Raw genomic sequence first — 23268 nt, 5'->3', positions numbered from 1 at the left:
GATAAGCGCTGAAAGCATCTAAGCGTGAAACTTGCCTCAAGATAAGATATCCCTTGTGACTTGATCACACTGAAGGGTCGTTCGAGACCAGGACGTTGATAGGCTGGGTGTGGAAGCGCAGTAATGCGTTAAGCTAACCAGTACTAATTGCCCGTGAGGCTTGATCCTATAATTTTGAGAAGCGCTGTATTTGATACAGAGCAGTGTGTGTATGCGATACAACCTCAACCCAACACCTTCTTCCAGTTCAGTCGGCTGAACGTCGAAAGACGATCGGCACCCCAGACAATTCGAATGCTGGGTCAAGGCTAGCCTTGATCCTCACCCCTTTGTCTGACGACCATAGCAGAGTGGAACCACCCCTTCCCATCCCGAACAGGACGGTGAAACGCTCCCGCGCCAATGATAGTAGGCATTCGCCTGTGAAAGTAGGTCATCGTCAGACTCCTTATGCGTACCCAAAAGGTACAACAAAACCCCCTCAAATCGAGGGGGTTTTTTATTGGGAGTTCGCCGGCTCAAGCCATGTAAAATCCGGCGGGTGAACACCCGAACCAGCAAAGCCCTGTTCCCGATCCTGCGCCGCCTGTCGGATGGCCGATTTCATTCGGGCCAGGCGCTGGCGCATGAGTTCAGGCTTTCGCGCGCCAGCATCTACAACATGCTTAGTCAGTCGGAGTCGATGGGGCTGACGGTCCACGCGGTGCGTGGGCGCGGCTACCGGTTGCCCGATCCTGTGGAGTGGCTGGACGGCGATGTTGTCGCACGCCACCTGGGAACCCTGGCGCCAGCCTATGCGATAAACCTACGCGACAGCGTGGATTCGACCAACACAGCCCTGATGGCTGCCGCCCTGAGCGGCGCTGCGGATGGCAGCTTGCTGTGTGCCGAACACCAGCAAGCCGGCAAGGGTCGGCGCGGCCGGCATTGGCATTCGGCGCTAGGGGGCAGCCTGACGTTTTCGTTGCTGTGGCGTTTTGAGAGCGGTCTGCAATCGTTGGCGGGGTTGAGCCTCGCCGTGGGTTTGGCGATTGCGCGTGCGGTGAATCGTCACAGCCGCCACCCGGCGCGGTTGAAATGGCCGAACGATGTGCTGGTGGACTATCGCAAGCTGGCCGGGATCCTGGTCGAAGTGCAGGGCGACATGCACGGGGCGGCCTTCGCCGTGGTGGGGGTTGGGTTGAATGTGCGACTGAACGAGGCGCAACGCGATGCGGTCGATCAGGCTGTGGTCGATCTGGCCGAAATGGGGGTGACAGTGGGGCGCAATCAATTGCTGGCGGACTGCCTGCGGGAACTGCATGCCGTGTCGACCCTGTTCCGTCAGCGTGGCTTCGCCGCCCTGCGCGAGGACTGGCTGGCGCTGGATGCTTATGCCGGCAAGGCGGTGGCGCTGCTGCTGCCGGATGCCCGCAGCGTTCAGGGGGTGGCAGCCGGCGTGGACGAGACGGGGGCATTTCTGCTGCGCGACGGGCAGGCCAACATGAACATCTACAGTGGCGGTGAAATCAGCCTGCGACTGGATGCCGGACGATGAGCGGGCGCCGCCTGTTGATCGATGCAGGCAATTCGCGGCTGAAGTGGGCCGTGGCCGAGGCCGGGCGGTGGTGCGATCAGGGCAACAACGATTACGCCGATCTGTCTGGCTTCACGCAGCGCCTTACGCCAGGCATGGACTGCGTCATCGCCAGCGTGGCACGTGCCGAGCACGAACGGCGGCTGACTGCACTGTTAGAAGCATCGGGCATCGTCCCCCGCTGGCTGATGGCTGAAGCCGGCTTTGCGGATGTGAAAAATACTTACACGGACCCTCGGCAACTCGGCGTTGACCGCTGGATGGGTCTGATTGCCGCGCGCCAGCGTACCCGTTCGCCCGTACTGGTGGTGTCGGTCGGGACGGCGATGACGGTGGACGCCCTGACGGCGGACGGGGTTTTCTTGGGCGGATTGATCGTGCCCGGCATGCCCCTGATGCAGCAGGCACTGCGGCAGGGCACCGCGCGCGTGGCGGTGCAGGCGGGGGCGTGCCGGACATTTCCGCGCAACACGGCCGACGCGGTGCAGAGCGGCATCGTCGCTGCGCTGTGCGGCGCGATTCAACAGCAGTATGCGCATCTGGCTGAAGCCGCCGCCGCGCCGCCGCATTGCCTGCTGACAGGCGGCGATGCCGGGGAGGTGTTGCCGCATTTGAAGGTGTCTGCCGAACATGTGCCCGCGCTGGTGCTGGAAGGCATAGATCGCGTTGCCGGAGAGGGTTTGTCACGATGAAATGGATTGCCTGGGCATTGCTGGCCCTCAACCTTGCGGTGGCGGGATTTTTCATCGGGCGCGGCCATTGGCCGCAGCCTGCATCAGGACAGAATGCACCGATGAACGTGGAGCGTCTCAGCCTGCGCAGCGAGTCGGCGCATCCATCGAGCGTGCCGCCTCCGCAACAGGCGGCGAGAGCGGAGGCCCTGTGTGTGGAATGGCGCGGGTTAAGCGGGGAGGAACGCAATCAGGTGCGCGAGCAGCTCAAGGCGTTGGCGCACGAACGCGCGATGTCATTTACCGAGGTGCCGCTGAATACCCGGTACTGGGTAATTTTCCCGCCGCTACCCAGCGCCGAGTCGGCGGCTGCCAAGTTGAGCGAGCTGGCGGCGGCGGGCGTGCCGGATGCCTTTGTGGTGAGGGACGGTGTCTGGCGCAATGCCATTTCGCTCGGCCTGTATGCCAACGATGAAGCCGCGCGCCGGAGGGCGCGCGAAGTCGAGGCCAGGGGCGTGCTCGGCACGCGCGTCGAATTGCAGGCGCGCCAGGGTACGGAGTATTACTTCGTGATTCGCAGCGAAGATCCGGACGCGCTGAAAAGCCTGGGCGGGATCAAGCAAGCCTATCCGGACAGCCAGCAGTCGCGGGTCGCCTGCCCGTCATAACTAGGGGCTATGGGAGCAGGCCCTTGCTGCGCAGCAGATAGTCCAGCGCAATGCCGCCGAACACCGCGGCGCCGAGCCAGGTGTTGTGCAGGAACGCGCGAAAACATTGGCGCGGATCGCGTTGCCGGATCAGCTTCATGTGATAAAGCGCGATCGCAGCTGCCGCCGCCAGCCCGCCGTAGAACGCCAAGCCCATTTCCCGCTGCAGCCCGACCCAGGCGAGCAGCCCCAGCGTCGCCGCATAGCACACGGCAATGGCGGCCAGGTCGAAGCGACCGAAGGTGATTGCCGAGGTCTTGATGCCGATCTTGAGGTCGTCCGCACGGTCGACCATGGCGTATTGCGTATCGTAGGCAATCGCCCAGAAGATGTTGGCCGTCAGCAATAGCCAGGCTTCCAGCGGGACTTCGCCCCGTAGCGCGGCATAGCTCATCGGGATGCCGAAGCCGAATGCGATGCCGAGATAGGCCTGTGGAATCGCAAAGAAACGCTTGGTGAACGGATAGCTGGCGGCCAGAAACAGCGCCACGACCGACAGTCCCAGCACCAGATTGTTCAGCGGCAGGATCAGCAGAAACGCCAGCAGGGACAAGCCGGCCGCCAGCAGCAGGGCCTCCCTGGGCGCTATCTTGCCGGCTGCCAGCGGACGTTCGCGGGTGCGCGCCACGTGCGGATCGAAATCGCGGTCGGCGTAGTCGTTGATGACGCAGCCGGCCGAGCGCATCAGCACCACGCCGATGACGAATATCCACAGGATCAGCCAGTCCGGATCGCCGTTGCTGGCGAGCCATTGCGCCCACAGCGTGGGCCACAGCAGCAGCAGGATGCCGATCGGCTTGTCCAGGCGCATCAGTTTTTCATAGTGGGACAGGCGTTCGGTCAGGGTCATAGCGCGTAGATGGCGGGCAGAAAGACTTCGGTTACCAGTAGCGGGTGGCTGTTGAGGCAGAAAACGGAACGGCGCGCCCACAGGCTGCGCGCGCTTACCGTCTGCTGCCTGGCGGTGGCGCGGTACAGCGGATGATCGCGCCGCACGCGGCGGTAGGCCAGGGGCTGGCGCTCGATGCGATGGTCGCTGAACAGGGCATCGCCGAGCGACCGGCTGCCCAGCCGCGTGATGCCGCTCCAGCCGCCGCGCAGACCGGCCGGCGGCAGCACGCTGTGGGCAAACACCACCGGCACGCCGTCGCACAGCAGCATGACTTCGCGCACATAGGCGCGGCTGCCCGGCGCCATGCCCAGCAGCGCGTATTCGTCGGCGTGGGCGCGCGCCATCCCGACGGCAAGCGGCGCGACGCGAAACGACGCGCAGCGCGATTTGAGGCGCTGGGTGAGCGAACCGTGATCGCTGAGCCAGCTGCGCAGCGAGCGCGGAAGCGAGTGCGGGTGGGCAAGCCAGCCCTGCCGGGAATCGAGCACGGCGTGCGGTTCACAAAGCGGAAAGGGGGCATTATGCCGCAGCCCGGCGATGAACGCCCAAGGGTTAACATGCCCTAGATCGACGACAGCGCCTGCCGCTGGCCGATCCAGCGATCCAGGTGGCGCGCGGCGATGTCGGGATGGCCGGCGAGACAGCGCTGCGCCAGATTGCGTGCGGCTTCCAGCAGCGCGGCATCGCGCTCCAGATCGGCAAACCGCAGCATCGGCAGGCCGCTCTGGCGGTGGCCGAGCAGTTCGCCGGGGCCGCGCAGCAGCAAGTCCTGGCGGGCGATTTCGAAACCGTCGCTCAACTCGAAAATCACCTTGAGCCGGGCACGTGCGAGTTCCGACAGCGGCGCCTGATACAGCAGCACGCATACCGATTCGCGGCTGCCGCGCCCCACCCGCCCGCGCAACTGGTGCAGCTGCGCCAGCCCCATGCGCTCGGCATGCTCGATTACCATCAGCGCGGCGTTGGGCACGTCGACGCCGACCTCGATCACGGTGGTGGCGACCAGCAGGTCGATTTCGTGCGCCTGGAACGCCGCCATCACCGCCTGTTTCTCGTCCGGCTTTAGGCGCCCGTGCACCAGACCGATGCGCAGTTCCGGGAGCTGCGCCGTCAGCGCGGCATGGGTGTCCTGCGCGGTCTGCAATTGCAGCTTCTCGGATTCCTCGATCAGCGGGCACACCCAGTAGGCCTGGCCGCCGGCGAGGCAGGCCTCGCGCACCCGGGCCAGCACATCGTCGCGGCGCGCGGCGCTGACCAGCTTGGTGACGATCGGCGTGCGTCCCGGCGGCAGCGCGTCGATGACGGATACATCGAGGTCGGCAAAAAAACTCATCGCCAGGGTGCGCGGGATCGGCGTTGCGCTCATCATCAACTGGTGTGGCTCCGTGCCCTTTTGCATCAGCGCCAGGCGCTGGCCGACGCCGAAACGGTGCTGCTCGTCGACGACCGCCAAGCCCAGGCGGGCGAAGCTGCCAGCCTCCTGGAACAGTGCGTGGGTGCCGAATGCCAGATCGATTTCGCCTGCGGCAATCGCCTGCCACGCCGCGGCACGCTCGGCTTTGCGCTGGCTGCCCGACACCCAGGCGCAGCGCACGCCGAGTGCTGACAACAACGGCGACAATTTGCGGAAATGCTGTTCGGCGAGAATTTCCGTCGGCGCCATGAAGGCGGCCTGAAATCTGTTTTCGATCGCCTGCAGGCAGGCCAGCGCCGCGACCACGGTTTTGCCGCTGCCGACGTCGCCCTGCAGCAGTCGGCGCATCGGGTGCGGCTCGCCGAGGTCGGCGCTGATTTCCTGCCAGGCGTGCGCCTGCGCGGCGGTCAGCGCGAACGGCAGCGTGCCGATGAAGCCGGTGGTCAGCTGTTGCCGGGACGGTAACGGCTGGGCCGGGCGCGACTGCCGCTGCCGGCGTGCGCTGGCCAGCGACAGCTGCTGCGCCAGCAGCTCGTCGAAGGCCAGCCGCTGCCACGCGGGATGACGGCGCGATTCGAGTTCGTTCAATGCGCAGTCGAGCGGAGGCTGGTGCAGCAGGCGAATGCTGGCTTGCAGGTCAGGCAGATCGAGTTCGGCCAGCCAGTCGGCGGGCAGAGTGTCGGCGATTGGCGCCGCCAGTGCACGCTCGACCAGCTTGCGCAATGTGGCCTGACCGAGGCCGGCCGTGGTGGGGTAAACCGGCGTTAGTTGCGTCGGCAGCGGCGTGTCGTCATCGGCCTTGGCAAAGCGCGGATGCACCATCTCCAGCCCGAGAAAACCGCCGCGGACTTCGCCGTTGAAGCGGAAGCTGGCGCCCGGCTGGAACAGCTTGAGATGGCTGGGGTAGAAATTCAGGAAACGGATGCCGAGCACGCCGCCGGCATCCTCCACCGTCAGCGTCAGCATGCGGCGCGGCCGGTAGGCGACGCTGGCCTCGCGCACCACCGCCTGCACCTGCGCCGTCTGCCCCGGAAGCAGGTCGCGGATCGGTGTCACGCGGGTTTCGTCCTCCCAGCGCAGCGGCAGGTGCAGCACCAGGTCGGCATCGCGCGCGAGGCCCAGCTTGGCGAGTTTGGCGGCGAGCGCAGGACTGACGGGAAAGGAAAACGGTGAGGCCGCTTTCAAGGCGGCAATTTATCCGGTCACCATGACCGCGTCGGCCTCGACCAGTGCGCCGCGCGGCAGCGCGGCCACCCCCACCGCGGCACGTGCCGGGTAGGGCTGGCTGAAGTAGCCGGCCATGATCTCGTTGACTTTGGGGAAGTGGCCGAGGTCGGTGAGGAACACGTTCAGCTTCACCACGTCCGCCAGCGAGCCGCCCGCAGCCGCAGCCACGGCGGCCAGATTCTTGAACACCTGATGAATCTGCGGCTCGATGCCGTCCACCAGTTGCATGGAGGCGGGGTCGAGACCGATCTGGCCGGACAGGTACACGGTATGGCCGGCCCGCACGGCCTGCGAATAGGTGCCGATCGCGGCAGGCGCGTCGGCGGTCTGGATGATGCTTTTGTTCATGCTGGGTTCCTGGTGCCAGGTGGTTGAGATGGGCTTATTGGGGGGGCGCGGCGCGGCCGTCCTTTTTCCCCTTGATGCGGAAAATCCGCACCACGTCGGGCAGCGCGCGCAGGCCGCGCATGACGCGTGCAAGGTGCATGCGGTTTTCCACTTGCACGGTGAAGAACAGCACGGTGTAGGGGCTGCCGTCTTCCTCTTCCATCGCGACGTTGCCGATGTTGGAGCCGTGCTCGGCAATCGCGGCCGCGACCTTGGCCAGCACGCCGCGCTGATTGCCGACGACGACCTTGATCGAGACGTCGAACATGTGGCCGGGCTCGGCCTCCCATTCCACATCCAGCCATTTGTCGGGGTCGGTGCGGAAGGCGCGGATCGAAGGGCAGTCGTGGGTATGGATGATGAGGCCGCGATCCTTGTGGATGAAGCCGAGAATCGGGTCGCCGGGGATCGGATGGCAGCATTGCGCCAGTTCGACCGCGATGCCTTCGGTGCCGCGGATGCTGATGGCGTGGGGGTGTGCCGGTTCGCCGGTTTTCTCGCCCTGCACGTGCAACAGCTGATGCGCCACCACCAGCGGCAATTTGCGGCCCAAGCCGATTCCCGCCAGCAATTCCTGCCGGTTTTGCAGGCCATAGTCTTTGACCAGCCGCTCCCAGATGGCGAAGTCGGGTACGACCGCTTCGGGATTGAGCGTGGCGAGTGCATTGTTGAGCAGGCGTTCGCCCAGCGCCGCCGCCTCTTCCACCCGCGTATTGCGCAGGTAGTTGCGCACATGCGAACGCGCCTTGCCGGTGACGACGAAATTCAGCCAGGCGGCATTGGGGCTGGCGTTGGCAGCGGTGAGGATTTCGACGTGGTCGCCGTTTCGAAGCTGGGTGCGCAGGGGCATCAGTTCGTAATTGATCTTCACCGCCACGCAGTGGCGGCCGACGTCGGTGTGCACGGCAAACGCAAAATCCACCGCCGTGGCGCCGCGCGGCAATGCCATGATCTTGCCCTTGGGGGTGAACACGTAGACTTCGTCCGGGAACAGGTCGACCTTGATGTGTTCCAGGAATTCGGGCGAGTCGCCATGGTCGGCCTGGATGTCGAGCAGCGATTGCAGCCAGCGGTGGGTGCGCGTCTGCACCTCGTTCAGTGCAGTGTCGGCGGATTTGTACATCCAGTGCGAAGCGACGCCCGACTCGGCCAGACGGTTCATGTCGGTGGTGCGGATCTGGATTTCGATCGGGGTGCCGTTGGGGCCGAACAGGATGGAATGCAGCGACTGGTAGCCGTTGGCCTTGGGAATCGCGATGTAGTCCTTGAATTTTCCGGGGATGGGCTTGTACAGCGCGTGCAGGGCGCCGAGCGCCAGGTAGCAGGAGGGCTGGTCGCGCACCACCACGCGAAAGCCGTAGATGTCGAACACCTCGGAGAACGCCAGGTTTTTTTCCTGCATCTTGCGATAGATGCTGTAGAGGTGTTTCTCGCGCCCGGTGATGGTGGCCTCGACCTTGCACAGTTCGAGTTTTTCCTGCAGCGCAATCCTGACCTTGTCGACCAGTTCGCGGCGGTTGCCGCGTGCCGCCTTGACTGCTTTCGACAGCACCTGATAGCGGTTGGGATGGCTGTAGCGAAAACCGAGATCTTCCAGTTCCTGGTATACCGAATGCAGTCCCAGGCGGTTGGCGATCGGCGCGTAAATATCCAGCGTTTCGGCGGCGATGCGGCGGCGTTTTTCGGCCGGCATCGCACCCATGGTGTGCATGTTGTGCAGGCGGTCGGCCAGTTTGACCAGAATGACCCGCACGTCCTGCGCCATCGCCAGCAGCATCTTGCGGAAGTTCTCCGCCTGCGCCTGCTGCTCGGATGCAAACGCCAGTTTGTCGAGCTTTGAAACCCCCTCCACCAGCAGCGCGACCGCCTTGCCGAAGCGCGTCTCGATCTCGCCTGCGGTGGCCGGGGTGTCTTCCACCACGTCATGCAGCAGCGCGGCGGTCAGGGTCTGCGTGTCGAGATGCCAGCCGGCCAGGATGCCTGCAACCGCCAGCGGGTGGGAAATATAGGGTTCGCCGCTTTTGCGGAACTGGCCTTCGTGGGCGTTACGGCTGAACTCGTAGGCTTGTTCGATGGTGCCGATTTCGTCCGGCGGCAGGTAGGCCAGGGCCGGACGCAGCGATTCAAATTCGCGCATCATCGCCGGCGCGCGGCTTGCGTGCGCCGGTCGATGGGCGGGCGCACGCTCAGGCGCGGCCCCGGTTGAGGATTTCACGTCCGACCTTGCCGGCAGCGATTTCGCGCAGCGCGGTAACGATGGGTTTGTCCTTCGATTCGACCATGGGCTGCGAACCCTGCGCCAGCTGGCGTGCGCGATAGGTCACGGCGAGCGTCAGTTCGAAACGGTTGGGAAACATGTCGATGCAGTCATCAACGGTGATGCGGGCCATAGGGATACTCCTGCTTCAGGCGGTGCGGGTTTAGATGCGTCCGAATTCGTCGAACAGCGCGGCGTACCGGTCCAGCTGGCGCGCCGCTTCGAGACGAATGCTGCGGGTAATGGCGACCAGGTCCTGCAAGGCATGGTCGAAGTCATCGTTGACAATTATATAGTCGAACGCGCCGGCATGAGCGACGTCGTGAGCCGCGGCGGCGAGCCGGCGCTCGATCACCTCGGCGCTGTCCTGTCCACGTCCGTTGAGGCGGGTGCGCAGTGCATTGAACGACGGCGGCAGAATGAAAATCGACGCGGATTGCGGGAAATGCGCCTTCACCTGGGCTGCGCCCTGCCAGTCGATTTCCAGCAGGATGTCGCGGCCGGCGTCGAGATCGCGGGCGATGACGCCTTTCGAGGTGCCGTAAAAATTGCCGTACACCTCCGCGTGCTCGAGAAACTCGCCCTCGGCCAGCATCGCCTCGAAGCGCTCGCGGCTGACGAAATGGTAGTCGCGGCCGTCGGTCTCGCCGGGCCGCGGCGCGCGCGTGGTGTAGGACACCGACAGGCGGATTGTCGGGTCGGTTTTCAGCAGCGCCTTGACCAGGCTGGTCTTGCCTGCGCCGGAGGGGGCGCTGACGATATAAAGCACACCTTTGCTGGGGGTAGGGGTCATGATCGTTCCGGGTTTCTGTTATTCGATATTCTGCACCTGCTCGCGCATCTGCTCGATCAGCACCTTGAGTTCGAGCGAAATGCGCGAAGTCTCCAGCGCCACCGACTTGGAGCCCAGGGTGTTGGCTTCGCGGTGCAGTTCCTGCATCAGAAAATCCAGCCGCTTGCCGATGGCGCCGGTTTGATCGAGCACGCGGCGGACCTCGGCAAAGTGGGTGGCGAGGCGGGAAAGCTCTTCGTCGACATCGGCTTTTTGCGCCGCCAGCGCGACTTCCTGCGCCAGCCGTTCGTGCCCGGTTTCGCCCAGCGCATCGCGCAGGCGTTCCGCCAGCTTGTCGCGCTGCGCCGCGGCCAGCGCCGGCAGCAGGGGCTGCAAGCCGGCCACCTGCGCTTCGGCGGCGTCGAGCCGGTCGAGAATGTGCCGTTTCAGCTTGCCGCCTTCGCGCTGGCGGCTCTCGATCAGTTCGTCCAGCGCCGCCTGCATGCCTTCCAGGGTGGCTTCGTTCAGAGCGTCTTGCGACAGCGTGGCGGTTTGCACCGCGCCGGGCCAGCGCAGGATCTCGTTGACGGAGAGCGGCGCGCTGTTCGGCAGGCGCTGCAGCACGTCGGCCTGCCAGTGCGAAAGGCGCTCAAGAATGGCCGGATTGAGGCCGTTATCAAGCGTGGCGGCAGGCAACAGGTTCAGGCTGATGCGGCACTCCACCTTGCCGCGCGCGAGACGGCGATTGATCAGGTCGCGCAGTTGCGGCTCCAGCGAGCGGAACTCATCGGCCAGGCGGAAGTGCAGTTCGAGAAAGCGTTGATTGACGCTGCGCAGATCGATGCCGACGCTGGCATGGTCGAGGGTGAGGCTGTGGGCGGCAAACCCGGTCATGCTGGCGGTCATGGATGGCCTGAACGTGGGTTATGGAACGATTGCCGGCGCGGAGCCGGGGTGGGTTTTTGCGGCATGGCCGATTAACAGGCAAAGATAATAGACGTTCGACTATGGCGACTCAACCCAATCAAGCGCTGCCCAACGGTTACCGGCTGAACGAATACACCATCGTGCGCAAGATCGGTGGCGGCGGCTTCAGCATGGTGTACCTGGCGCGCGACGACGCCAACCAGTCGGTAGCGATCAAGGAATACCTGCCGGGGGCGCTGGTGCTGCGCACCGAGGGCTCGGTCATCGTGCAGGCCAATTCATCCGAAAACAACAATGTCTTCCGCCACGGCATGAAGTGCTTTTTCGAGGAAGGCCGGGCGCTGGCGCGCATCGACCATCCCAACGTCATCCGCGTGACCAACTTCTTCCGTGCCAACGAAACCGTCTACATGGTGATGCGCTTCGAGCGCGGCAAAACGCTGCAGCAGCACATCCAGGCCAATCGCGGCAGCATCCGCGAAAGCTTCATCCGGCGCGTGTTCGCCCAATTGCTCAACGGCCTGCGCGAGGTGCACACGCACAAGCTGCTGCATCTCGACATCAAGCCGTCCAACCTGTATGTCCGCCTCGACGGCTCGCCGGTGCTGATCGACTTCGGCGCGGCGCGGCAGACGCTGACCCAGGAGGAAAGCAAGCTGCAGCCGATGTATACGCCCGGTTTCGCTGCGCCCGAGCAGTATCACAACCGCGAACGGCTGGGGCCGTGGACCGACGTCTACAGCGTGGGCGCCAGCCTCTATGCCTGTCTGGCGGGCTATCCGCCGCAGGCGGCGGATGCGCGTCTGCTCAACGACAAGCTGGTGCCGGCGACGGTCAACTGGCGCGGCGCCTATTCCGACCAGTTGCTGGAGACCATCGATCATTGCCTCAGGCTCAACTACATGGAGCGCCCGCAAAGCGTATTCAGCCTGCAGAAAGTGCTGATGGACCGCAGCGCGATGACGCCGCCGCGCACTTCGTTCTTGAGCAGCCTGAAGCGTTCGCTGAGCAAGGAATTGTTCTAGGAGCCTGTCGGACTTATGATGAATCGGCTGCCAATCCGCCTGGACGGTCCATATTTCGCCTTTTCTCCGCTCAAAGGAGTGCCTGTCGACCGGGAAAATCGGCAAAATCCGGCCTCACCCAGCCGAATTTTCGCTTCGACCCCATAAGCACGACAGACTCCTAGACTGCGCACCATGAAATTCACCATCTACCAGGCATTCCGTCAGGGCGGGCGCAAAAACAACCAGGACCGGGTCGCCTACTCCTACAGCCGCGATGCGCTGCTGATGGTGGTGGCCGACGGCATGGGCGGGCACATGCACGGCGAGATCGCGGCGCAGATCGCGGTGCAGACGCTGACCGAGCAGTTCCAGAAAATGGCCAAGCCGCGCCTGGACGATCCGATGGCTTTCCTGGCCGAGGTGACCACGCGCGCGCATTTCGCCATCAACGATTACGCGGTCGAACAGGACCTGCTGGAAATCCCCCATACCACCTGCGTTGCCGCGGTGGTGCAGGACAACACCGCGTACTGGGCGCATGTGGGCGATTCGCGGCTGTACCTGTTCAGCGACGGCGGTCTGATCGCGCGCACCGAAGACCACACTGCCGTCGCCCAACTGGTGCGCGACGGCATCATCAGCGAAGAAGAGGCGGGCAACCATCCGGAGCGCAACAAGGTGTCCAACTGCCTGGGCGGCTATGTCGCGCCGCAGGTGGAGTGCAATGCGCCGGTCCCGCTGCACGACGCCGATACCATGCTGCTGTGCACCGACGGCATCTGGGGGATGATCAGCATCCCGGAAGTGTCGGCCCTGCTGCATGCCTACACGCTCGAAGACGCGGTGCGCCACCTGATGGACCATGCCGAATTCCGCGGCGGCGCACACGGCGACAACCTCAGCCTGATCGCCATGACCTGGGGCGAGGCGCGCATGCCGAGCAGGGATTCCATCTCCACCCTGGCGCTGCCGGACGGCGGCGTCACCACGCAGATCAACGCGCTGCGCCCCGTGTCCGGCACGCCGGCTGTGTCGGACGACGAGATCGAGCGCGCCATTGCCGAAATCCAGCAGGCCATCCAGAAAATTTCCGCCAAATAAGCGACGCCCGCTCCGGGTGGGCGCGGGCACGCGCGGCGCGGTAAAATTGCGCTTTCCGTCCCGACTGCCCGCCATGTCCCCGATTTCCCGCCCCAGCGGCCGCGCGCCCGATGCGCTGCGAGCCCTGTCCTTCACTCGCCGGTTCACCAAGCACGCCGAAGGCTCGGTGCTCGTCACGATGGGCGACACCCGCGTCCTGTGCACCGCCAGCGTGCTCGACAAGCTGCCGCCGCATAAGAAGGGCAGCGGCGAGGGCTGGGTGACGGCCGAGTACGGCATGCTGCCGCGTTCCACCCATACCCGCAGCGACCGCGAAGCCGCGCGCGGCAAGCAGTCCGGACGCACCCAGGAAATCCAACGGCTGATCGGGCGCAGCCTGCGCGCGGTGGTCGACCTGAAGAAGCTGGGCGAGCGCACCCTGCACATCGACTGCGACGTGCTGCAGGCCGACGGCGGTACCCGCTGCGCCAGCGTCTGCGGCGCCTATGTCGCGGTGGCCGATGCGATCGCCGGCTTGCTGCAGGACGGCAAGCTTGCCGAAACCCCGCTCACCGGTAGCATCGCCGCCGTCTCGGTCGGCGTCTATCAGGGCCAGACGGTGCTCGATCTCGATTACGAGGAAGACTCCGACTGCGACACCGACATGAACGTGGTGATGACCGGCAGCGGCGGCATCGTCGAGGTGCAGGGCACCGCCGAAGGCACGCCGTTTTCGCGCGCCACCCTCGAGGCCCTGCTCGACCTGGCGACCGCCGGCATCGCGCAGATCACCGCAGCGCAATACGAGGCGCTGCAGGCATGAAGAAAATCGTCATCGCCTCCGGCAACGCCGGCAAGCTGCGCGAGATCGCGCGCATCCTCGAACCGCTCGAAATCGAAGCCGCGCCGCAGTCCGATTTCGGCGTCCCGGAATGCCCCGAGCCGCACGTCACCTTCGTCGAGAACTGCCTCGCCAAGGCGCGCCACGCCAGCGCGCACACCGGCCTGCCGGCGCTGGCCGACGACTCCGGCATCTGCGTCGCGGCGCTCAACGGCGCGCCCGGCGTGTATTCCGCGCGCTATGCCGGCGAGCCGAAATCCGACGCACGCAACAATGAAAAGCTCATCGCCGCCCTCGCGGGCCAGTCCAACCGCCGCGCGCACTATTATTGCGTGATGGTGCTGGTGCGCTACGCCGACGATCCCGAGCCGCTGATCGCCGAGGGTCGCTGGCACGGCGAAATCATCGACACCCCGCGCGGCGAGAACGGCTTCGGCTACGACCCGTATTTCCTGCTGCCACAGTTTGGAAAAACCGGCGCGGAGCTTGGCGAGGACGAGAAGAACGCCGTTTCGCACCGCGGCCAGGCCTTGCGCGAACTGGCCGACAAGCTGAAGCGGCTTGGCTGAATCCGTCATCCGGTTTGCCGGCAGCGGCCTGAGGGTCCAGCCGCCGCTGTCGCTCTACATTCATTTGCCGTGGTGCGTGAAGAAATGTCCGTACTGCGACTTCAATTCGCACGCCGCGCAAGGCATTCCCGAAACCGCCTACATCGACGCACTGCTGCTCGACCTGGAACGCGCGCTGCCCGATGTCTGGGGGCGCACGATCCACACGGTGTTCTTCGGCGGCGGCACCCCCAGCCTGTTTTCGGCGGAGGGAATCGACCGCATCCTGACCGCCGTGCGCACGCTGATGCCGCTGCTCCCGAACGCGGAAATCACCCTCGAAGCCAACCCCGGCACGGTGGAAGCGGCCAGGTTCGCAGGGTTTCGCGAAGCCGGCGTGACGCGCGTCTCGCTCGGCATCCAGAGCTTCAACCCGCAGCACCTCGAGGCGCTCGGGCGCATCCACGACGGCGACGAGGCTCGCCGCGCGGCCGAACTGGCCGCCGCTCATTTCGACACCTTCAATCTCGACCTGATGTTCGCCCTGCCGGGGCAAACGCTGGCCGAGGCGCTGGCCGATCTCGAAACGGCGCTCGAATTTGTGCCGCCGCATTTGTCCGCCTACCACCTCACGCTCGAGCCCAACACGCCGTTCGGCCACAGCGCACCGCCGAACCTGCCGGACGACGACCTGGCCGCGGACATGCAGCTGGCGATCGAAGCCAGGTTGACCGAGGCCGGCCTGCGGCACTACGAAACCTCGGCCTATGCCCGTCCGCATCACGCCAGCCGCCACAATCTCAATTACTGGCGGTTCGGCGATTACCTCGGCATCGGCGCCGGCGCGCATTCCAAGCTCAGTTTCCACGACCGCATCCTGCGGCAGATGCGCACCAAGCATCCGCAGCAGTACATGGATGCGGTTCGGCAGGGCCGCCACATTGCCGACGTCCGCTCGCTCACGCGCAGCGACCTGCCGTTCGAGTTCATGATGAACGCCCTGCGGCTCAACGACGGCGTTCCCGCTGCGCTGTTCGAGGAGCGCACCGGCTTGCCGCTATTCGTTTGTGCGCCAGCGCTCGAACAGGCGCAGGCGCGGGGCTTGATGGAGACCGCCGCTGGCCATCTCAAGCCGACCTTGCAGGGCCAGCGCTTCCTCAACGATCTGCTGGAATTGTTCCTGCCCGGGTAGCGGGCGGACCGGGGCGCCCGGGCGCGGCTGCGCACGGGCCGCCGATGCCGGAAGGCGGAAAAGTCAATGGTAAATGTCCGCTACGCCCGATGCCGGCGGATGCGCCATACTTGCGCCTCCCGCAACGAATCCGAACCTCCGCCATGCGTACACGAGCACTCCTGACCCCCCTGCTGGCCGCACTGCTGCTTTCTGCCTGTGCGACGAACGACCTGGGGGATTCCCGCGACATGAGCAACACCCAGAAAGGCGCCATCATCGGCAGCGTGAGCGGAGCGGCGCTGGGCGCGATCGTCAATCACAAGAATCGCGGCAAGGGCGCGTTGATCGGCGCGGTCGGCGGCGGCCTGGCGGGAACCGGAGTGGGCTATTACATGGACACCCAGGCCAAGGATCTGCAGAAGCAATTGCAGGCCGAGATCCAGCGCGGCGAAATCAGCGTGGAGAAACGCGCCAGCGACAACGCCCTGCTGGTCAGCATGACTTCCACCACAGGCTTCGACACCAACTCCTCCGTGCTGAAACCGGGCTACACGCCGACATTGAACAAGATCGCCAGGGTGCTGAACCAGTACGGAAAAACCACCGTGGCGGTGATCGGCCATACCGACAGCGTCGGTTCGAATGCAGCCAATCAGACTCTGTCCGAAAACCGCGCGCAATCCGTGCTCGATTATTTTGCCGGCCAGAATGTCAATCCGCTGCGGCTGCAGGCCTACGGCAAGGGCGAGACCGAACCGCGGGCGGACAACGGCACCGAGGCGGGCCGCCAGCTCAATCGCCGCGTCGAGCTGTGGATTCAGCCCGTCGTCGCGCAATAAATCCGGCCCGCCGCGTGTAGCACGGGGCGAGCGCCGCTAGGCGCTCGCCGTTCCCCGGCTGCTCCCTTTCCCCCGGCCTGATCCTGATCGGCCGGGTTTCGCTGCCGTCGAGCGTCCGAGCCGGCGGATCAGCGCTTGCCGGTCCCTGCGCCGGCGTCCAGTTCATCCGCTCCAGGTACGCGGAAGATGCCTTGCAGTTTGAGCAGTTCGTCGCGGTGCTGGCCCGCGAGCGCGTTCAACACATCGTTTCCCTTCGGGGTCAGGTGCACCTCCACCGCGCGCCGGTCGTTGCGCCCCACTTGGCGCTGCACCAGTCCGAGCTTTTCGCACCGCGAGATCAGCGAAACCACACCATGATGATGGGCCTGCAGGCGTTCCGCCAATTCGCTGACGGTGGCCCACTCGCGATCCGGAAATCCGCGTGTGTGTAGCAGCAGTTGGTACTGAAGATGGGTGATGCCATGGCGGTGCGTCGCTTCCTCGCTGAAACGCAGGAAGCGACGGAGTTGATAACGGAAATGGGAAAGCGTCTCGAAGTCGCTTTTGCTGAGTGGGGAGGGGGGCATTGGGTTTGATCGCGGCTCAAGTGGTTTTCTATTGGCTTTTATATCATGCTGTGATACAAATAAATCATGATGGTTTCGCGGGCATGCCGCCACGTCCGCTGCGGCGGCGATCGGGAATCCCGGCATGCACGTCCAGAAACCGCTCTCGCAAAGAGGAGATTCGCATGAGTATCCTGCATATCCACAAATTGTTCGTCTCGTCGCCCGAAGGGTGGAATGAGTTCGCGCGCATACAGCCCTCCGCCATCAAGCTGTTTGCCCTGCTGGTGCTGCCGTTCTCGCTGTTCCCGCCATTGATGCTGGAGTATGCCGGACAGCATTTGGGCGCAGCCCTGTTTCCCGATACCGCGGGCCAGGCGTGGAGCATCGCCGCGCTCTTCTTCCTGATCGCCGAGCTGATCAGCGTTCCGTTGATGGCCTGGGCGATCAAGTCGGTGGCCAATAGCAAGGGGATCGGCAGCAATTACCACGAGGCTTTCACGCTCGCCGCCGTCGCGCCGGTGCCGCTCTGGCTCTCGTCGCTGGCGCTTTTCTCCGACCAGGTCGCCTTGATCATGGCTATGGTCGTCCTGGGAGTGGCGGGCTCGGTCGCGCTGATTTTCCGCGGCGTGGGCAGCGTCCTCAAGGTCGAGGAGGGGCTCGTCGCTTTCGACATCGCCTATACCGTGACGGCGCTCGGCCTGGTCGCGTGGGTGATGCTGGTCATGCTGGGGCTCGTCCCGGCGCTTGCCTGAGATTCTGAAATCACCGTTTTCTGGCCTGCCAGGCTGACCGGAGCCAGGCATTTCTGAGGAGGTTGAACGATGGAAGCAACAGCAACACTGAACTTGCCGGACCTCGATGAGGAAGGCTACCTGATCGAGCCCGGCGAATGGAGCGAAGCCCTCGCCGAATATTTCGCGCAAAAAGAGGACGTCAAGCTCACCGACGCGCATTGGGACGTCATCCGCTTCATGCGCGAATACTACGAAGAGCACCAGATCGCCCCGGATGCCCGCTATGTGATCAAGCACCTGTCCCAGCGCATGGGGGCCGATGCGCGCAACGCGCTTTTCAGGCTGTTCGCGTACGGCTATGTCAAGCAGGCGTGCAAGATCGCGGGGATGAAGCGTCCGCGCGCCTGGAGTACCGGCTGACGGGTTCGCCGGCACCGGGCTCGCGCAGTCGAGACGCGCGCGAAGCGGTTGCCAGCCCTCAAAACCGCTCGCCCGGATACAGGTAGCGCCACTGGCCGGGCGGCAGCTGCGCCAGCGGCACGCGCCCGAGACGGATGCGCTTCATCGACACCACGCGCAGGCCAACGGCTTCGCACAGGTGGGCGATTTGTCCGATTTGGGCGCCTTTCAACGCTACCCGCAGGCGGTTCTCGCTTTGCCAGCTGACCTTGATGGCAGGCGGGGTGCGGCGATTGAGCGTGGCTGCTGACGCTTTGGCGTCTTTGCCGCCACGGCCTGCCCCATGCGGGTGGGAGGGGATGCCCTGGTTCAGCCGCTCGAGTCCGTGCGGGATGAGCTCGCCCGCGACTTCGACGATGACTTCGTGCTCCAGCGTGGCGGCATCCTCGGTCAGCTTGCGCGCCACGCGCCAGTCCTGGGTGAAGACGACCAGTCCGCTGGCGTCGGTTTCCAGCGGTACGCACAAGCTCAGCCCGGCGAAATGCTTTTTCAGCGGGCGGATGCCGGAGGCGTCTTCGGCCCACCGGGCGGCGGCAGCGAGCAGTTGCTGCGCGTGCGCTAAGGGCGCGGCTTCGTCGTCCGTGTCGCCTCCCGGGCGCGTGCGATAGCCGGGCGGTTTGTGCAGCAGCAGGGTGACGGCCTGGGTTTGCGCGGGGTCGGCCTGCGGGTCGATTTCGATGCGCTGGTCGGTCACCCGGAATTGCGGCTCTTCGATCACGACGCCGTCCACCCGCACCCAGCCGCCGGCAATGATCTGTTCGGCTTCGCGGCGCGAGCAGGCGCGGAGTTCGGCGACGCGTTTGGCAAGGCGGACGGGATCGGTCATGGTGAGCTGGAGGGTGTGGGGCGGGCCAGTTTAACGCGATGTCAGCGCCGCGCGCCCGGCCGCCGTCTGAACGCGGTTGTCAAGGCGAGCATGGGCGCGGCATGCCCTTGGGGCGTTCATCTCCGGAGCGGTCCATGAAAACCCTTCTCGCCCTGTCATGCTTGTTTTTTGGCTTCGCCCACCCCTGCTGCCGCGGTCGGCAAGAATGTCGCGCACAAGGCGGGCGCCCGGTCATCGAGGACAGGCACGCCGGGGTGCCGGTGGTGCCGGATTGATCATGAACGCAGCATCGCCAGGCGAGACGGGACCGGTTTGACGCGTCCATGTTTGGGGTCTAGCCTGAAACTTGCGGCCGCCTGCGGGGCAGTCGCGACAGGATAATTACAAATGCGGCCATCGCCGCGAGACCGGGAGGGACGAAAATGCACTCCACCGCTCACCATGTTTATGCCGGCGCCTTGTTGTCGTTGCAGGTCGCGGTGTTCTGGATCGCCGGCCTGCAGACGGCCTGGGGTATGCCGGAGTTCGCGCGCCGCTACAGCCTCAGCTGCGCCGCCTGTCACTCCGCCTTCCCCCGTCTGAACAAGTTTGGGGAATACTTCGTCGCCAACAACATGCGCCTGCCGAACTGGAAGGACAGCGCCGCCAAGATCGACGACGATTTCCTCGCCCTGCCGGCCTACCCCCCTTTCGCCGTGCGCGGCCAGGCCTATGTGCAGGCGCGCGATGGCAAATCGATCGATCCGCTCACCGGCGCTACCGACTCGGCCACCACCGACTTCCAGTCGCCCTATCTGGTCAAGCTCCTGTCCAGCGCACCGCTCAGCGAGAACATCACGTATTACTTCTACACCATCCTCGCCGAGAAGGGCGCCAACAGCACGGCACTGGTCGAGGACGCCTGGTTCCGGCATGCCGACATCTTCGGCACCGGCATTGGCATGCAACTCGGCCAGTTCCAGCTCTCCGACCTGATGTTTCCGCGCGAAATCCGCCTGCCGTTCCAGGATTTCATGGTTTACCGCATGGCCGGTATTACTTATGACCGCGGTGTGCTGTTCGACCGCGACATCGGCCCGTTTGAGTTGGCATTCGGCCTGGTCAACGGCAACGGCATCAACGACAACCTGAATATCAACAGCCCGGGCTACCGCCGCCCCGACAAGATGTTCGACAACGACAATTCCAAGACCGCATTCGGTCGCATCGGCACCGGTTTTGGGCCCGTCGCCGTCGGCCTGTTCGGCCTGTCCGGCAAGCAGCGCAGTGTCGCAGTCGGCAACGCCGGCCTGGATACGGGCATTCGCAACACCGACAAGCGCGCCTTGGGGCTGGACCTGTCGGGCGACTTCGGCGGCAATACCTATTGGTATGTGCAGTATCTGTGGAATGCCTGGGACGGTTTTCTCGATGCCGACCCCAGCCGCGACTACCGCTGGCAAGGCGGCTTCGCCGGCATCGACTACATTCCCAGCGAGCGCTGGGCGTTCTCGCTGCTATACAACCATGCCGATGCCGGCGATCTAGCCAACACCGACACCATCTATGAAGGCATCGATATGAACAGCCTCAGCCTCACCGCGTCGTATTACTTCATGCGCAACATCAAGGGCGTTGCCGAGATCAACTTCGACTTCCTCGGCGAGAAAGCCAAGACCGGCACCTACTGGACCGGCCACCTGACCAAGGAAAACTACATTCTGTTCGGCTTCGATGCGGCTTTCTGACACCGGCTGCTGCCGAACGCTTTCCGCCGCTGCGCTGCTGCTGTGCGCATTGACTGCCGGGGCGGCCGAGCCGACCCTGCGCAAACTGCACATCGAGTCGGATCCATCGGGCGCCGAGGTCATGCTGATCGGCGGCAAGGCTGGGAACACGCCGCTGACTGTCGGCGAGCGCGCCATTTACCCGAACGACTACCCCGACAATCGGGCGCACCTGTACGGCACCGTCACGTTGCGTCGCGCGGGCTGCAACACCGTCGTTCACCGGGTGACCCTCGACGACCTCGCGCGCGGACTCAAGGTTGCGCTCGACTGCGATGCCGCGCCGGCCGTGCGTCCTGCACCCGCAATCGCGTCGTCGACAACGCCCGCGCCACCGCCAGCCGCCAGCAACCCGGCCACCATCGAGACCGTCTACCAGCGTCGTCTGCGCCAGTTGCAGGTGATGCAGGAACTGCTCGACGAGGGACTGATCGATGCCGCTGAAGAACAGCGCATCCGCCGCCGGCTACTCGACGCACCCTAGTCGGATCCGGCCGGGCAGCTTAGGTTTTCGTGTCGCGGGGGGGGACGGGGGGCGATCCGGAATCCTGGACATGGACCGGCCAATCCTGAAACCGCTCATCCCGGAGCAGGCAATTCCTCTGCCCGCGCGCAAGTTTACCGCTGTGCCGCGAGCAAACCGCAGGCGCGCATGGCCGCTGTTCGGGCGCGGTTGTTATTGCAAGCGCGGGCGCGGTATGCTTTTGGGTCGACCAACCCATCCCTCGATCCGGAGACGCCCATGAAAACCGCGCTTGCCCTGTCATTGTTGTTTTTCACCTCATCCGCCCTCGCCGCCGTGGTCGGCAAGGATGTCAGCTACAAGGCGGGCGATACCGTCATGAAAGGCTATCTGGCGTTTGACGACGCCATCAAGGGCAAACGCGCCGGCGTGCTGGTGGTGCCGGAGTGGTGGGGCGCCAACGATTACGCCAGGAAGCGCGCGCGCATGCTGGCCGGCGAGGGCTATGTCGCGCTGGTGGTCGACATGTACGGCAACGGTCAGATTGCCGACAATCCGCAGGATGCAGGCGCGCTTGCCGGCAGCGTAAACAAGAATCCGCCGCTGGCGCTGGCCCGGTTTCAGGCAGCCGAGAAATTCCTCGACAAGCAGCCCAACGTGAAAAAAGGCGAGCTGGCTGCGCTGGGCTACTGCTTTGGCGGCGGCGTGGTGCTCAACATGGCGCGTGCGGGCGAGCCGCTGAAGGCGGTGGTCAGCTACCACGGCGTGCTGGCGACCGACGTGGCGGTCAAGCCGGGCGACATCAAGGCCAAGCTGCGCATCTTCCACGGCGAGGCCGATCCGCTCGTGCCGCCCGAGCAGGTCGAGGCGTTCAAGACCGAAATGGCCAACGCCAAGGCGGATTACATGCTGGTGGCCTATCCCGGCGTGAAACATACTTTCACCAACCGCGAGGCCGACAGCTACGCCGCGCAATTCGGGCTGCCGCTCAAATACGACAACGCGGCCGACAGCGATTCGTGGACGCGGACGCTGGAATTCCTGAAGGCGACGCTGAAATAAGATGAGCGGTTCCTGCGACCACGACGACCACGCCCCGCACGCCAGCGGCAGCCTCGGCATTCCGCAAGTCGGCGCATTCGACCCGGCGGCGTTCGAGCGTGCGGTGAACGCCATGCTCGTGGCCTGCGGGGTCGCGCCGGATTCGGTGCATACCGGGCGCACCGCGCAACGCGTGCGCGAACTGTGGCAGAAGCGGCTGCTCGGCGGCTATGCGATCGCACCCGCCGAGGCGCTCGGCGAAGGCTTCGCCGACGACCGCAACGACATGGTGGTGGTGCGCGGCATCGCGGTGCACGGCGTGTGCCCGCACCACCTGGTGCCGTTCCGCGGCGTCGCGCACGTGGCCTATATTCCCGGCGGCCGGCTGCACGGCTTCGGGCGCATCGCGCGCCTGGTCGATGCCATCGGCCATCGCTTCACCTATCAGGAATGGATGACGCGCGACATCGCCGAGGCGCTGGTGACGCACGGCCAGGCGCAGGGCGCGGCGTGCATCATCGAGGCCGAGCAGCTGTGTCTGCTGCTCGGCGAGGACCGGCGCGGCGACGAGCGCGTCGTCACCCAGGCCTTCACCGGCTGCTTCCTGGCCAGCGACCAGATGCGCAACGAATTCCTGCGCGCGGTAACGCAGCGGGAGCTGCGCTAGGACGGTATTCCACATGACCCTCCACGCCAGCAAGCCGGCCACGCGGATACTGCCTCCCGCACCCTACGCGGCTGCCCTGCTCGGCGGCTGGTGGCTGGACCGCCAGGTGCATGCGCTGCCGCTCGGCGGGGGCGCGGTGACGCACGCGCTCGGCTGGCTGCTGGCCGGCATCGGGCTGGCCTTGTTTATCTGGACGCTGTGGACCTTCCAGCGCCATCGCACCACGGTCAACCCCTATCGGGGCGCGTCCGAACTCTGCATGGACGGGCCGTTCCGCTTCAGCCGCAATCCGATCTATGTCGGCGACTGGTTCATTTACGCCGGGGTGACGCTGTGGCTGGCCACGGCATGGCCGCTGGCGTTCGCGCCGCTGATCTGGCTGCTGCTGCGCTACGGCGTGATCCGCCACGAGGAAGCGCATCTCGATGCCCGCTTCGGCGACGCC

Annotated in this window: 26 protein-coding genes and 2 rRNA genes; 18 read left to right on the top strand and 10 right to left on the bottom strand. The window is 65.0% G+C overall.

Features of this window, described 5'->3' with window-relative positions; translation table 11 throughout:
• The 5 genes from BGO62_RS09705 to BGO62_RS09685 form a co-directional block, all read left to right on the top strand.
• Positions 1–168 (top strand): 23S ribosomal RNA (locus BGO62_RS09705); the annotation flags it as partial.
• A gap of 164 nt (positions 169–332) precedes the next feature.
• Positions 333–445, top strand: a 5S ribosomal RNA gene (gene rrf / locus BGO62_RS09700).
• A 96-nt stretch (positions 446–541) separates the two neighbouring features.
• Positions 542–1537 (top strand): biotin--[acetyl-CoA-carboxylase] ligase, encoded by a 996-nt coding sequence (locus BGO62_RS09695; RefSeq protein WP_296641803.1) that lies wholly within the window; start codon positions 542–544, stop codon positions 1535–1537.
• Positions 1534–2268 (top strand): type III pantothenate kinase, encoded by a 735-nt coding sequence (locus BGO62_RS09690; protein ID WP_296641802.1) that lies wholly within the window; start codon positions 1534–1536, stop codon positions 2266–2268. Before BGO62_RS09695 ends, BGO62_RS09690 begins: the two co-directional genes overlap by 4 nt.
• A gap of 17 nt (positions 2269–2285) precedes the next feature.
• The gene (locus tag BGO62_RS09685) at positions 2286–2915 is read left to right on the top strand and encodes a hypothetical protein (RefSeq protein ID WP_296641800.1); all 630 of its coding nucleotides are present in this window, start codon (positions 2286–2288) and stop codon (positions 2913–2915) included.
• A gap of 7 nt (positions 2916–2922) precedes the next feature.
• Here BGO62_RS09685 and ubiA read toward each other — a convergent pair whose 3' ends face one another.
• The 8 genes from ubiA to BGO62_RS09645 form a co-directional block, all read right to left on the bottom strand.
• Positions 2923–3804 carry a 4-hydroxybenzoate octaprenyltransferase gene (gene ubiA / locus BGO62_RS09680; protein WP_296641797.1) on the bottom strand — a complete coding sequence of 294 codons (882 nt, stop codon included), beginning with the start codon at positions 3802–3804 and terminating at the stop codon, positions 2923–2925.
• Positions 3801–4334, bottom strand: coding sequence for a chorismate lyase (locus BGO62_RS09675; protein ID WP_296641795.1), 534 nt, complete (start codon positions 4332–4334; stop codon positions 3801–3803). The genes ubiA and BGO62_RS09675 overlap by 4 nt, the downstream gene beginning before the upstream one ends.
• A gap of 74 nt (positions 4335–4408) precedes the next feature.
• Positions 4409–6445, bottom strand: coding sequence for an ATP-dependent DNA helicase RecG (gene recG / locus BGO62_RS09670; protein ID WP_296641794.1), 2037 nt, complete (start codon positions 6443–6445; stop codon positions 4409–4411).
• Positions 6446–6454: 9 nt separating this feature from the next.
• Positions 6455–6835 carry a Rid family detoxifying hydrolase gene (locus BGO62_RS09665; protein WP_296641791.1) on the bottom strand — a complete coding sequence of 127 codons (381 nt, stop codon included), beginning with the start codon at positions 6833–6835 and terminating at the stop codon, positions 6455–6457.
• Positions 6836–6869: 34 nt separating this feature from the next.
• Positions 6870–9014 carry a bifunctional (p)ppGpp synthetase/guanosine-3',5'-bis(diphosphate) 3'-pyrophosphohydrolase gene (locus tag BGO62_RS09660; protein WP_296641788.1) on the bottom strand — a complete coding sequence of 715 codons (2145 nt, stop codon included), beginning with the start codon at positions 9012–9014 and terminating at the stop codon, positions 6870–6872.
• Between the two features lie 46 nt (positions 9015–9060).
• Positions 9061–9264 carry a DNA-directed RNA polymerase subunit omega gene (gene rpoZ, locus BGO62_RS09655; RefSeq protein WP_296641786.1) on the bottom strand — a complete coding sequence of 68 codons (204 nt, stop codon included), beginning with the start codon at positions 9262–9264 and terminating at the stop codon, positions 9061–9063.
• A 30-nt stretch (positions 9265–9294) separates the two neighbouring features.
• On the bottom strand, positions 9295–9924 hold the full coding sequence (gmk, locus tag BGO62_RS09650; protein ID WP_296641784.1) for a guanylate kinase: 630 nt from the start codon (positions 9922–9924) through the stop codon (positions 9295–9297).
• 18 nt (positions 9925–9942) lie between these two features.
• Entirely contained in the window at positions 9943–10809 is an 867-nt protein-coding gene (locus BGO62_RS09645; protein WP_296641783.1) for a YicC/YloC family endoribonuclease, read from the bottom strand.
• A 101-nt stretch (positions 10810–10910) separates the two neighbouring features.
• Between BGO62_RS09645 and BGO62_RS09640 the strand changes: the two genes are divergently transcribed.
• The 6 genes from BGO62_RS09640 (at position 10911) to BGO62_RS09615 (ending at position 16319) form a co-directional block, all read left to right on the top strand.
• A complete protein-coding gene (locus BGO62_RS09640) occupies positions 10911–11855 on the top strand; it encodes a serine/threonine-protein kinase (protein WP_296641778.1) in 945 nt (314 codons plus the stop codon).
• 174 nt (positions 11856–12029) lie between these two features.
• The gene (locus BGO62_RS09635) at positions 12030–12938 is read left to right on the top strand and encodes a protein phosphatase 2C domain-containing protein (protein WP_296641777.1); all 909 of its coding nucleotides are present in this window, start codon (positions 12030–12032) and stop codon (positions 12936–12938) included.
• 73 nt (positions 12939–13011) lie between these two features.
• On the top strand, positions 13012–13740 hold the full coding sequence (gene rph, locus BGO62_RS09630) for a ribonuclease PH (RefSeq protein ID WP_296641776.1): 729 nt from the start codon (positions 13012–13014) through the stop codon (positions 13738–13740).
• Positions 13737–14327 carry an RdgB/HAM1 family non-canonical purine NTP pyrophosphatase gene (rdgB, locus tag BGO62_RS09625; protein WP_296641775.1) on the top strand — a complete coding sequence of 197 codons (591 nt, stop codon included), beginning with the start codon at positions 13737–13739 and terminating at the stop codon, positions 14325–14327. Before rph ends, rdgB begins: the two co-directional genes overlap by 4 nt.
• Entirely contained in the window at positions 14320–15498 is a 1179-nt protein-coding gene (hemW, locus tag BGO62_RS09620) for a radical SAM family heme chaperone HemW (protein ID WP_296641774.1), read from the top strand. The genes rdgB and hemW overlap by 8 nt, the downstream gene beginning before the upstream one ends.
• Before the next feature lie 143 nt (positions 15499–15641).
• Complete coding sequence (locus BGO62_RS09615; RefSeq protein WP_296641773.1) at positions 15642–16319, top strand: OmpA family protein; 678 nt, start codon at positions 15642–15644, stop codon at positions 16317–16319.
• A gap of 128 nt (positions 16320–16447) precedes the next feature.
• Here the strand turns inward: BGO62_RS09615 and BGO62_RS09610 are convergent, their stop codons facing one another.
• Complete coding sequence (locus BGO62_RS09610) at positions 16448–17011, bottom strand: MarR family winged helix-turn-helix transcriptional regulator (protein ID WP_296641772.1); 564 nt, start codon at positions 17009–17011, stop codon at positions 16448–16450.
• A 38-nt stretch (positions 17012–17049) separates the two neighbouring features.
• Here BGO62_RS09610 and BGO62_RS09605 point away from each other — a divergent pair, with 38 nt between their 5' ends.
• Together BGO62_RS09605 and BGO62_RS09600 are read left to right on the top strand one after the other, a co-directional pair.
• Positions 17050–17619, top strand: coding sequence for a YIP1 family protein (locus BGO62_RS09605; protein ID WP_296641770.1), 570 nt, complete (start codon positions 17050–17052; stop codon positions 17617–17619).
• Between the two features lie 69 nt (positions 17620–17688).
• The gene (locus tag BGO62_RS09600) at positions 17689–18021 is read left to right on the top strand and encodes a TusE/DsrC/DsvC family sulfur relay protein (RefSeq protein WP_296641766.1); all 333 of its coding nucleotides are present in this window, start codon (positions 17689–17691) and stop codon (positions 18019–18021) included.
• A gap of 58 nt (positions 18022–18079) precedes the next feature.
• Here BGO62_RS09600 and BGO62_RS09595 read toward each other — a convergent pair whose 3' ends face one another.
• Positions 18080–18886, bottom strand: coding sequence for an RNA pseudouridine synthase (locus tag BGO62_RS09595; protein ID WP_296641764.1), 807 nt, complete (start codon positions 18884–18886; stop codon positions 18080–18082).
• A gap of 422 nt (positions 18887–19308) precedes the next feature.
• Between BGO62_RS09595 and BGO62_RS09590 the strand changes: the two genes are divergently transcribed.
• The 5 genes from BGO62_RS09590 to BGO62_RS09570 form a co-directional block, all read left to right on the top strand.
• The gene (locus tag BGO62_RS09590) at positions 19309–20613 is read left to right on the top strand and encodes a hypothetical protein (RefSeq protein ID WP_296641761.1); all 1305 of its coding nucleotides are present in this window, start codon (positions 19309–19311) and stop codon (positions 20611–20613) included.
• The gene (locus tag BGO62_RS09585; protein ID WP_296641758.1) at positions 20600–21136 is read left to right on the top strand and encodes a hypothetical protein; all 537 of its coding nucleotides are present in this window, start codon (positions 20600–20602) and stop codon (positions 21134–21136) included. Before BGO62_RS09590 ends, BGO62_RS09585 begins: the two co-directional genes overlap by 14 nt.
• A gap of 258 nt (positions 21137–21394) precedes the next feature.
• On the top strand, positions 21395–22177 hold the full coding sequence (locus tag BGO62_RS09580; RefSeq protein WP_296641756.1) for a dienelactone hydrolase family protein: 783 nt from the start codon (positions 21395–21397) through the stop codon (positions 22175–22177).
• Position 22178: 1 nt separating this feature from the next.
• Positions 22179–22823 (top strand): GTP cyclohydrolase I FolE, encoded by a 645-nt coding sequence (folE, locus tag BGO62_RS09575; protein ID WP_296641754.1) that lies wholly within the window; start codon positions 22179–22181, stop codon positions 22821–22823.
• 13 nt (positions 22824–22836) lie between these two features.
• The coding region (locus BGO62_RS09570) for an isoprenylcysteine carboxylmethyltransferase family protein (RefSeq protein WP_296641752.1) at positions 22837–23268 on the top strand (432 nt) is incomplete at its 3' end.

The sequence above is a fragment of the Thiobacillus sp. 65-1402 genome, assembly GCF_001897685.1.
Lineage (GTDB): Bacteria > Pseudomonadota > Gammaproteobacteria > Burkholderiales > Thiobacillaceae > Thiobacillus.
The sequence above is the reverse complement of the archived record's forward strand: the minus strand, read 5'-3'. Positions and strand labels throughout refer to the sequence as shown.

Bases quoted from the DNA above. Each gene is read 5' to 3' on its own strand.
- BGO62_RS09615 (WP_296641773.1), top strand. From the start codon at position 15,642: ATGCGTACACGAGCACTCCTGACCCCCCTGCTGGCCGCACTGCTGCTT.
- BGO62_RS09645 (WP_296641783.1), bottom strand. From the start codon at position 10,809: ATGACCGCCAGCATGACCGGGTTTGCCGCCCACAGCCTCACCCTCGAC.
- BGO62_RS09600 (WP_296641766.1), top strand. From the start codon at position 17,689: ATGGAAGCAACAGCAACACTGAACTTGCCGGACCTCGATGAGGAAGGC.
- BGO62_RS09640 (WP_296641778.1), top strand. From the start codon at position 10,911: ATGGCGACTCAACCCAATCAAGCGCTGCCCAACGGTTACCGGCTGAAC.
- BGO62_RS09610 (WP_296641772.1), bottom strand. From the start codon at position 17,011: ATGCCGGGATTCCCGATCGCCGCCGCAGCGGACGTGGCGGCATGCCCG.
- folE (WP_296641754.1), top strand. From the start codon at position 22,179: ATGAGCGGTTCCTGCGACCACGACGACCACGCCCCGCACGCCAGCGGC.
- BGO62_RS09690 (WP_296641802.1), top strand. From the start codon at position 1,534: ATGAGCGGGCGCCGCCTGTTGATCGATGCAGGCAATTCGCGGCTGAAG.
- ubiA (WP_296641797.1), bottom strand. From the start codon at position 3,804: ATGACCCTGACCGAACGCCTGTCCCACTATGAAAAACTGATGCGCCTG.
- BGO62_RS09595 (WP_296641764.1), bottom strand. From the start codon at position 18,886: ATGACCGATCCCGTCCGCCTTGCCAAACGCGTCGCCGAACTCCGCGCC.
- rdgB (WP_296641775.1), top strand. From the start codon at position 13,737: ATGAAGAAAATCGTCATCGCCTCCGGCAACGCCGGCAAGCTGCGCGAG.
- BGO62_RS09580 (WP_296641756.1), top strand. From the start codon at position 21,395: ATGAAAACCGCGCTTGCCCTGTCATTGTTGTTTTTCACCTCATCCGCC.
- BGO62_RS09660 (WP_296641788.1), bottom strand. From the start codon at position 9,014: ATGATGCGCGAATTTGAATCGCTGCGTCCGGCCCTGGCCTACCTGCCG.
- BGO62_RS09590 (WP_296641761.1), top strand. From the start codon at position 19,309: ATGCACTCCACCGCTCACCATGTTTATGCCGGCGCCTTGTTGTCGTTG.
- rpoZ (WP_296641786.1), bottom strand. From the start codon at position 9,264: ATGGCCCGCATCACCGTTGATGACTGCATCGACATGTTTCCCAACCGT.
- rph (WP_296641776.1), top strand. From the start codon at position 13,012: ATGTCCCCGATTTCCCGCCCCAGCGGCCGCGCGCCCGATGCGCTGCGA.
- gmk (WP_296641784.1), bottom strand. From the start codon at position 9,924: ATGACCCCTACCCCCAGCAAAGGTGTGCTTTATATCGTCAGCGCCCCC.
- BGO62_RS09585 (WP_296641758.1), top strand. From the start codon at position 20,600: ATGCGGCTTTCTGACACCGGCTGCTGCCGAACGCTTTCCGCCGCTGCG.
- BGO62_RS09635 (WP_296641777.1), top strand. From the start codon at position 12,030: ATGAAATTCACCATCTACCAGGCATTCCGTCAGGGCGGGCGCAAAAAC.
- BGO62_RS09605 (WP_296641770.1), top strand. From the start codon at position 17,050: ATGAGTATCCTGCATATCCACAAATTGTTCGTCTCGTCGCCCGAAGGG.
- BGO62_RS09665 (WP_296641791.1), bottom strand. From the start codon at position 6,835: ATGAACAAAAGCATCATCCAGACCGCCGACGCGCCTGCCGCGATCGGC.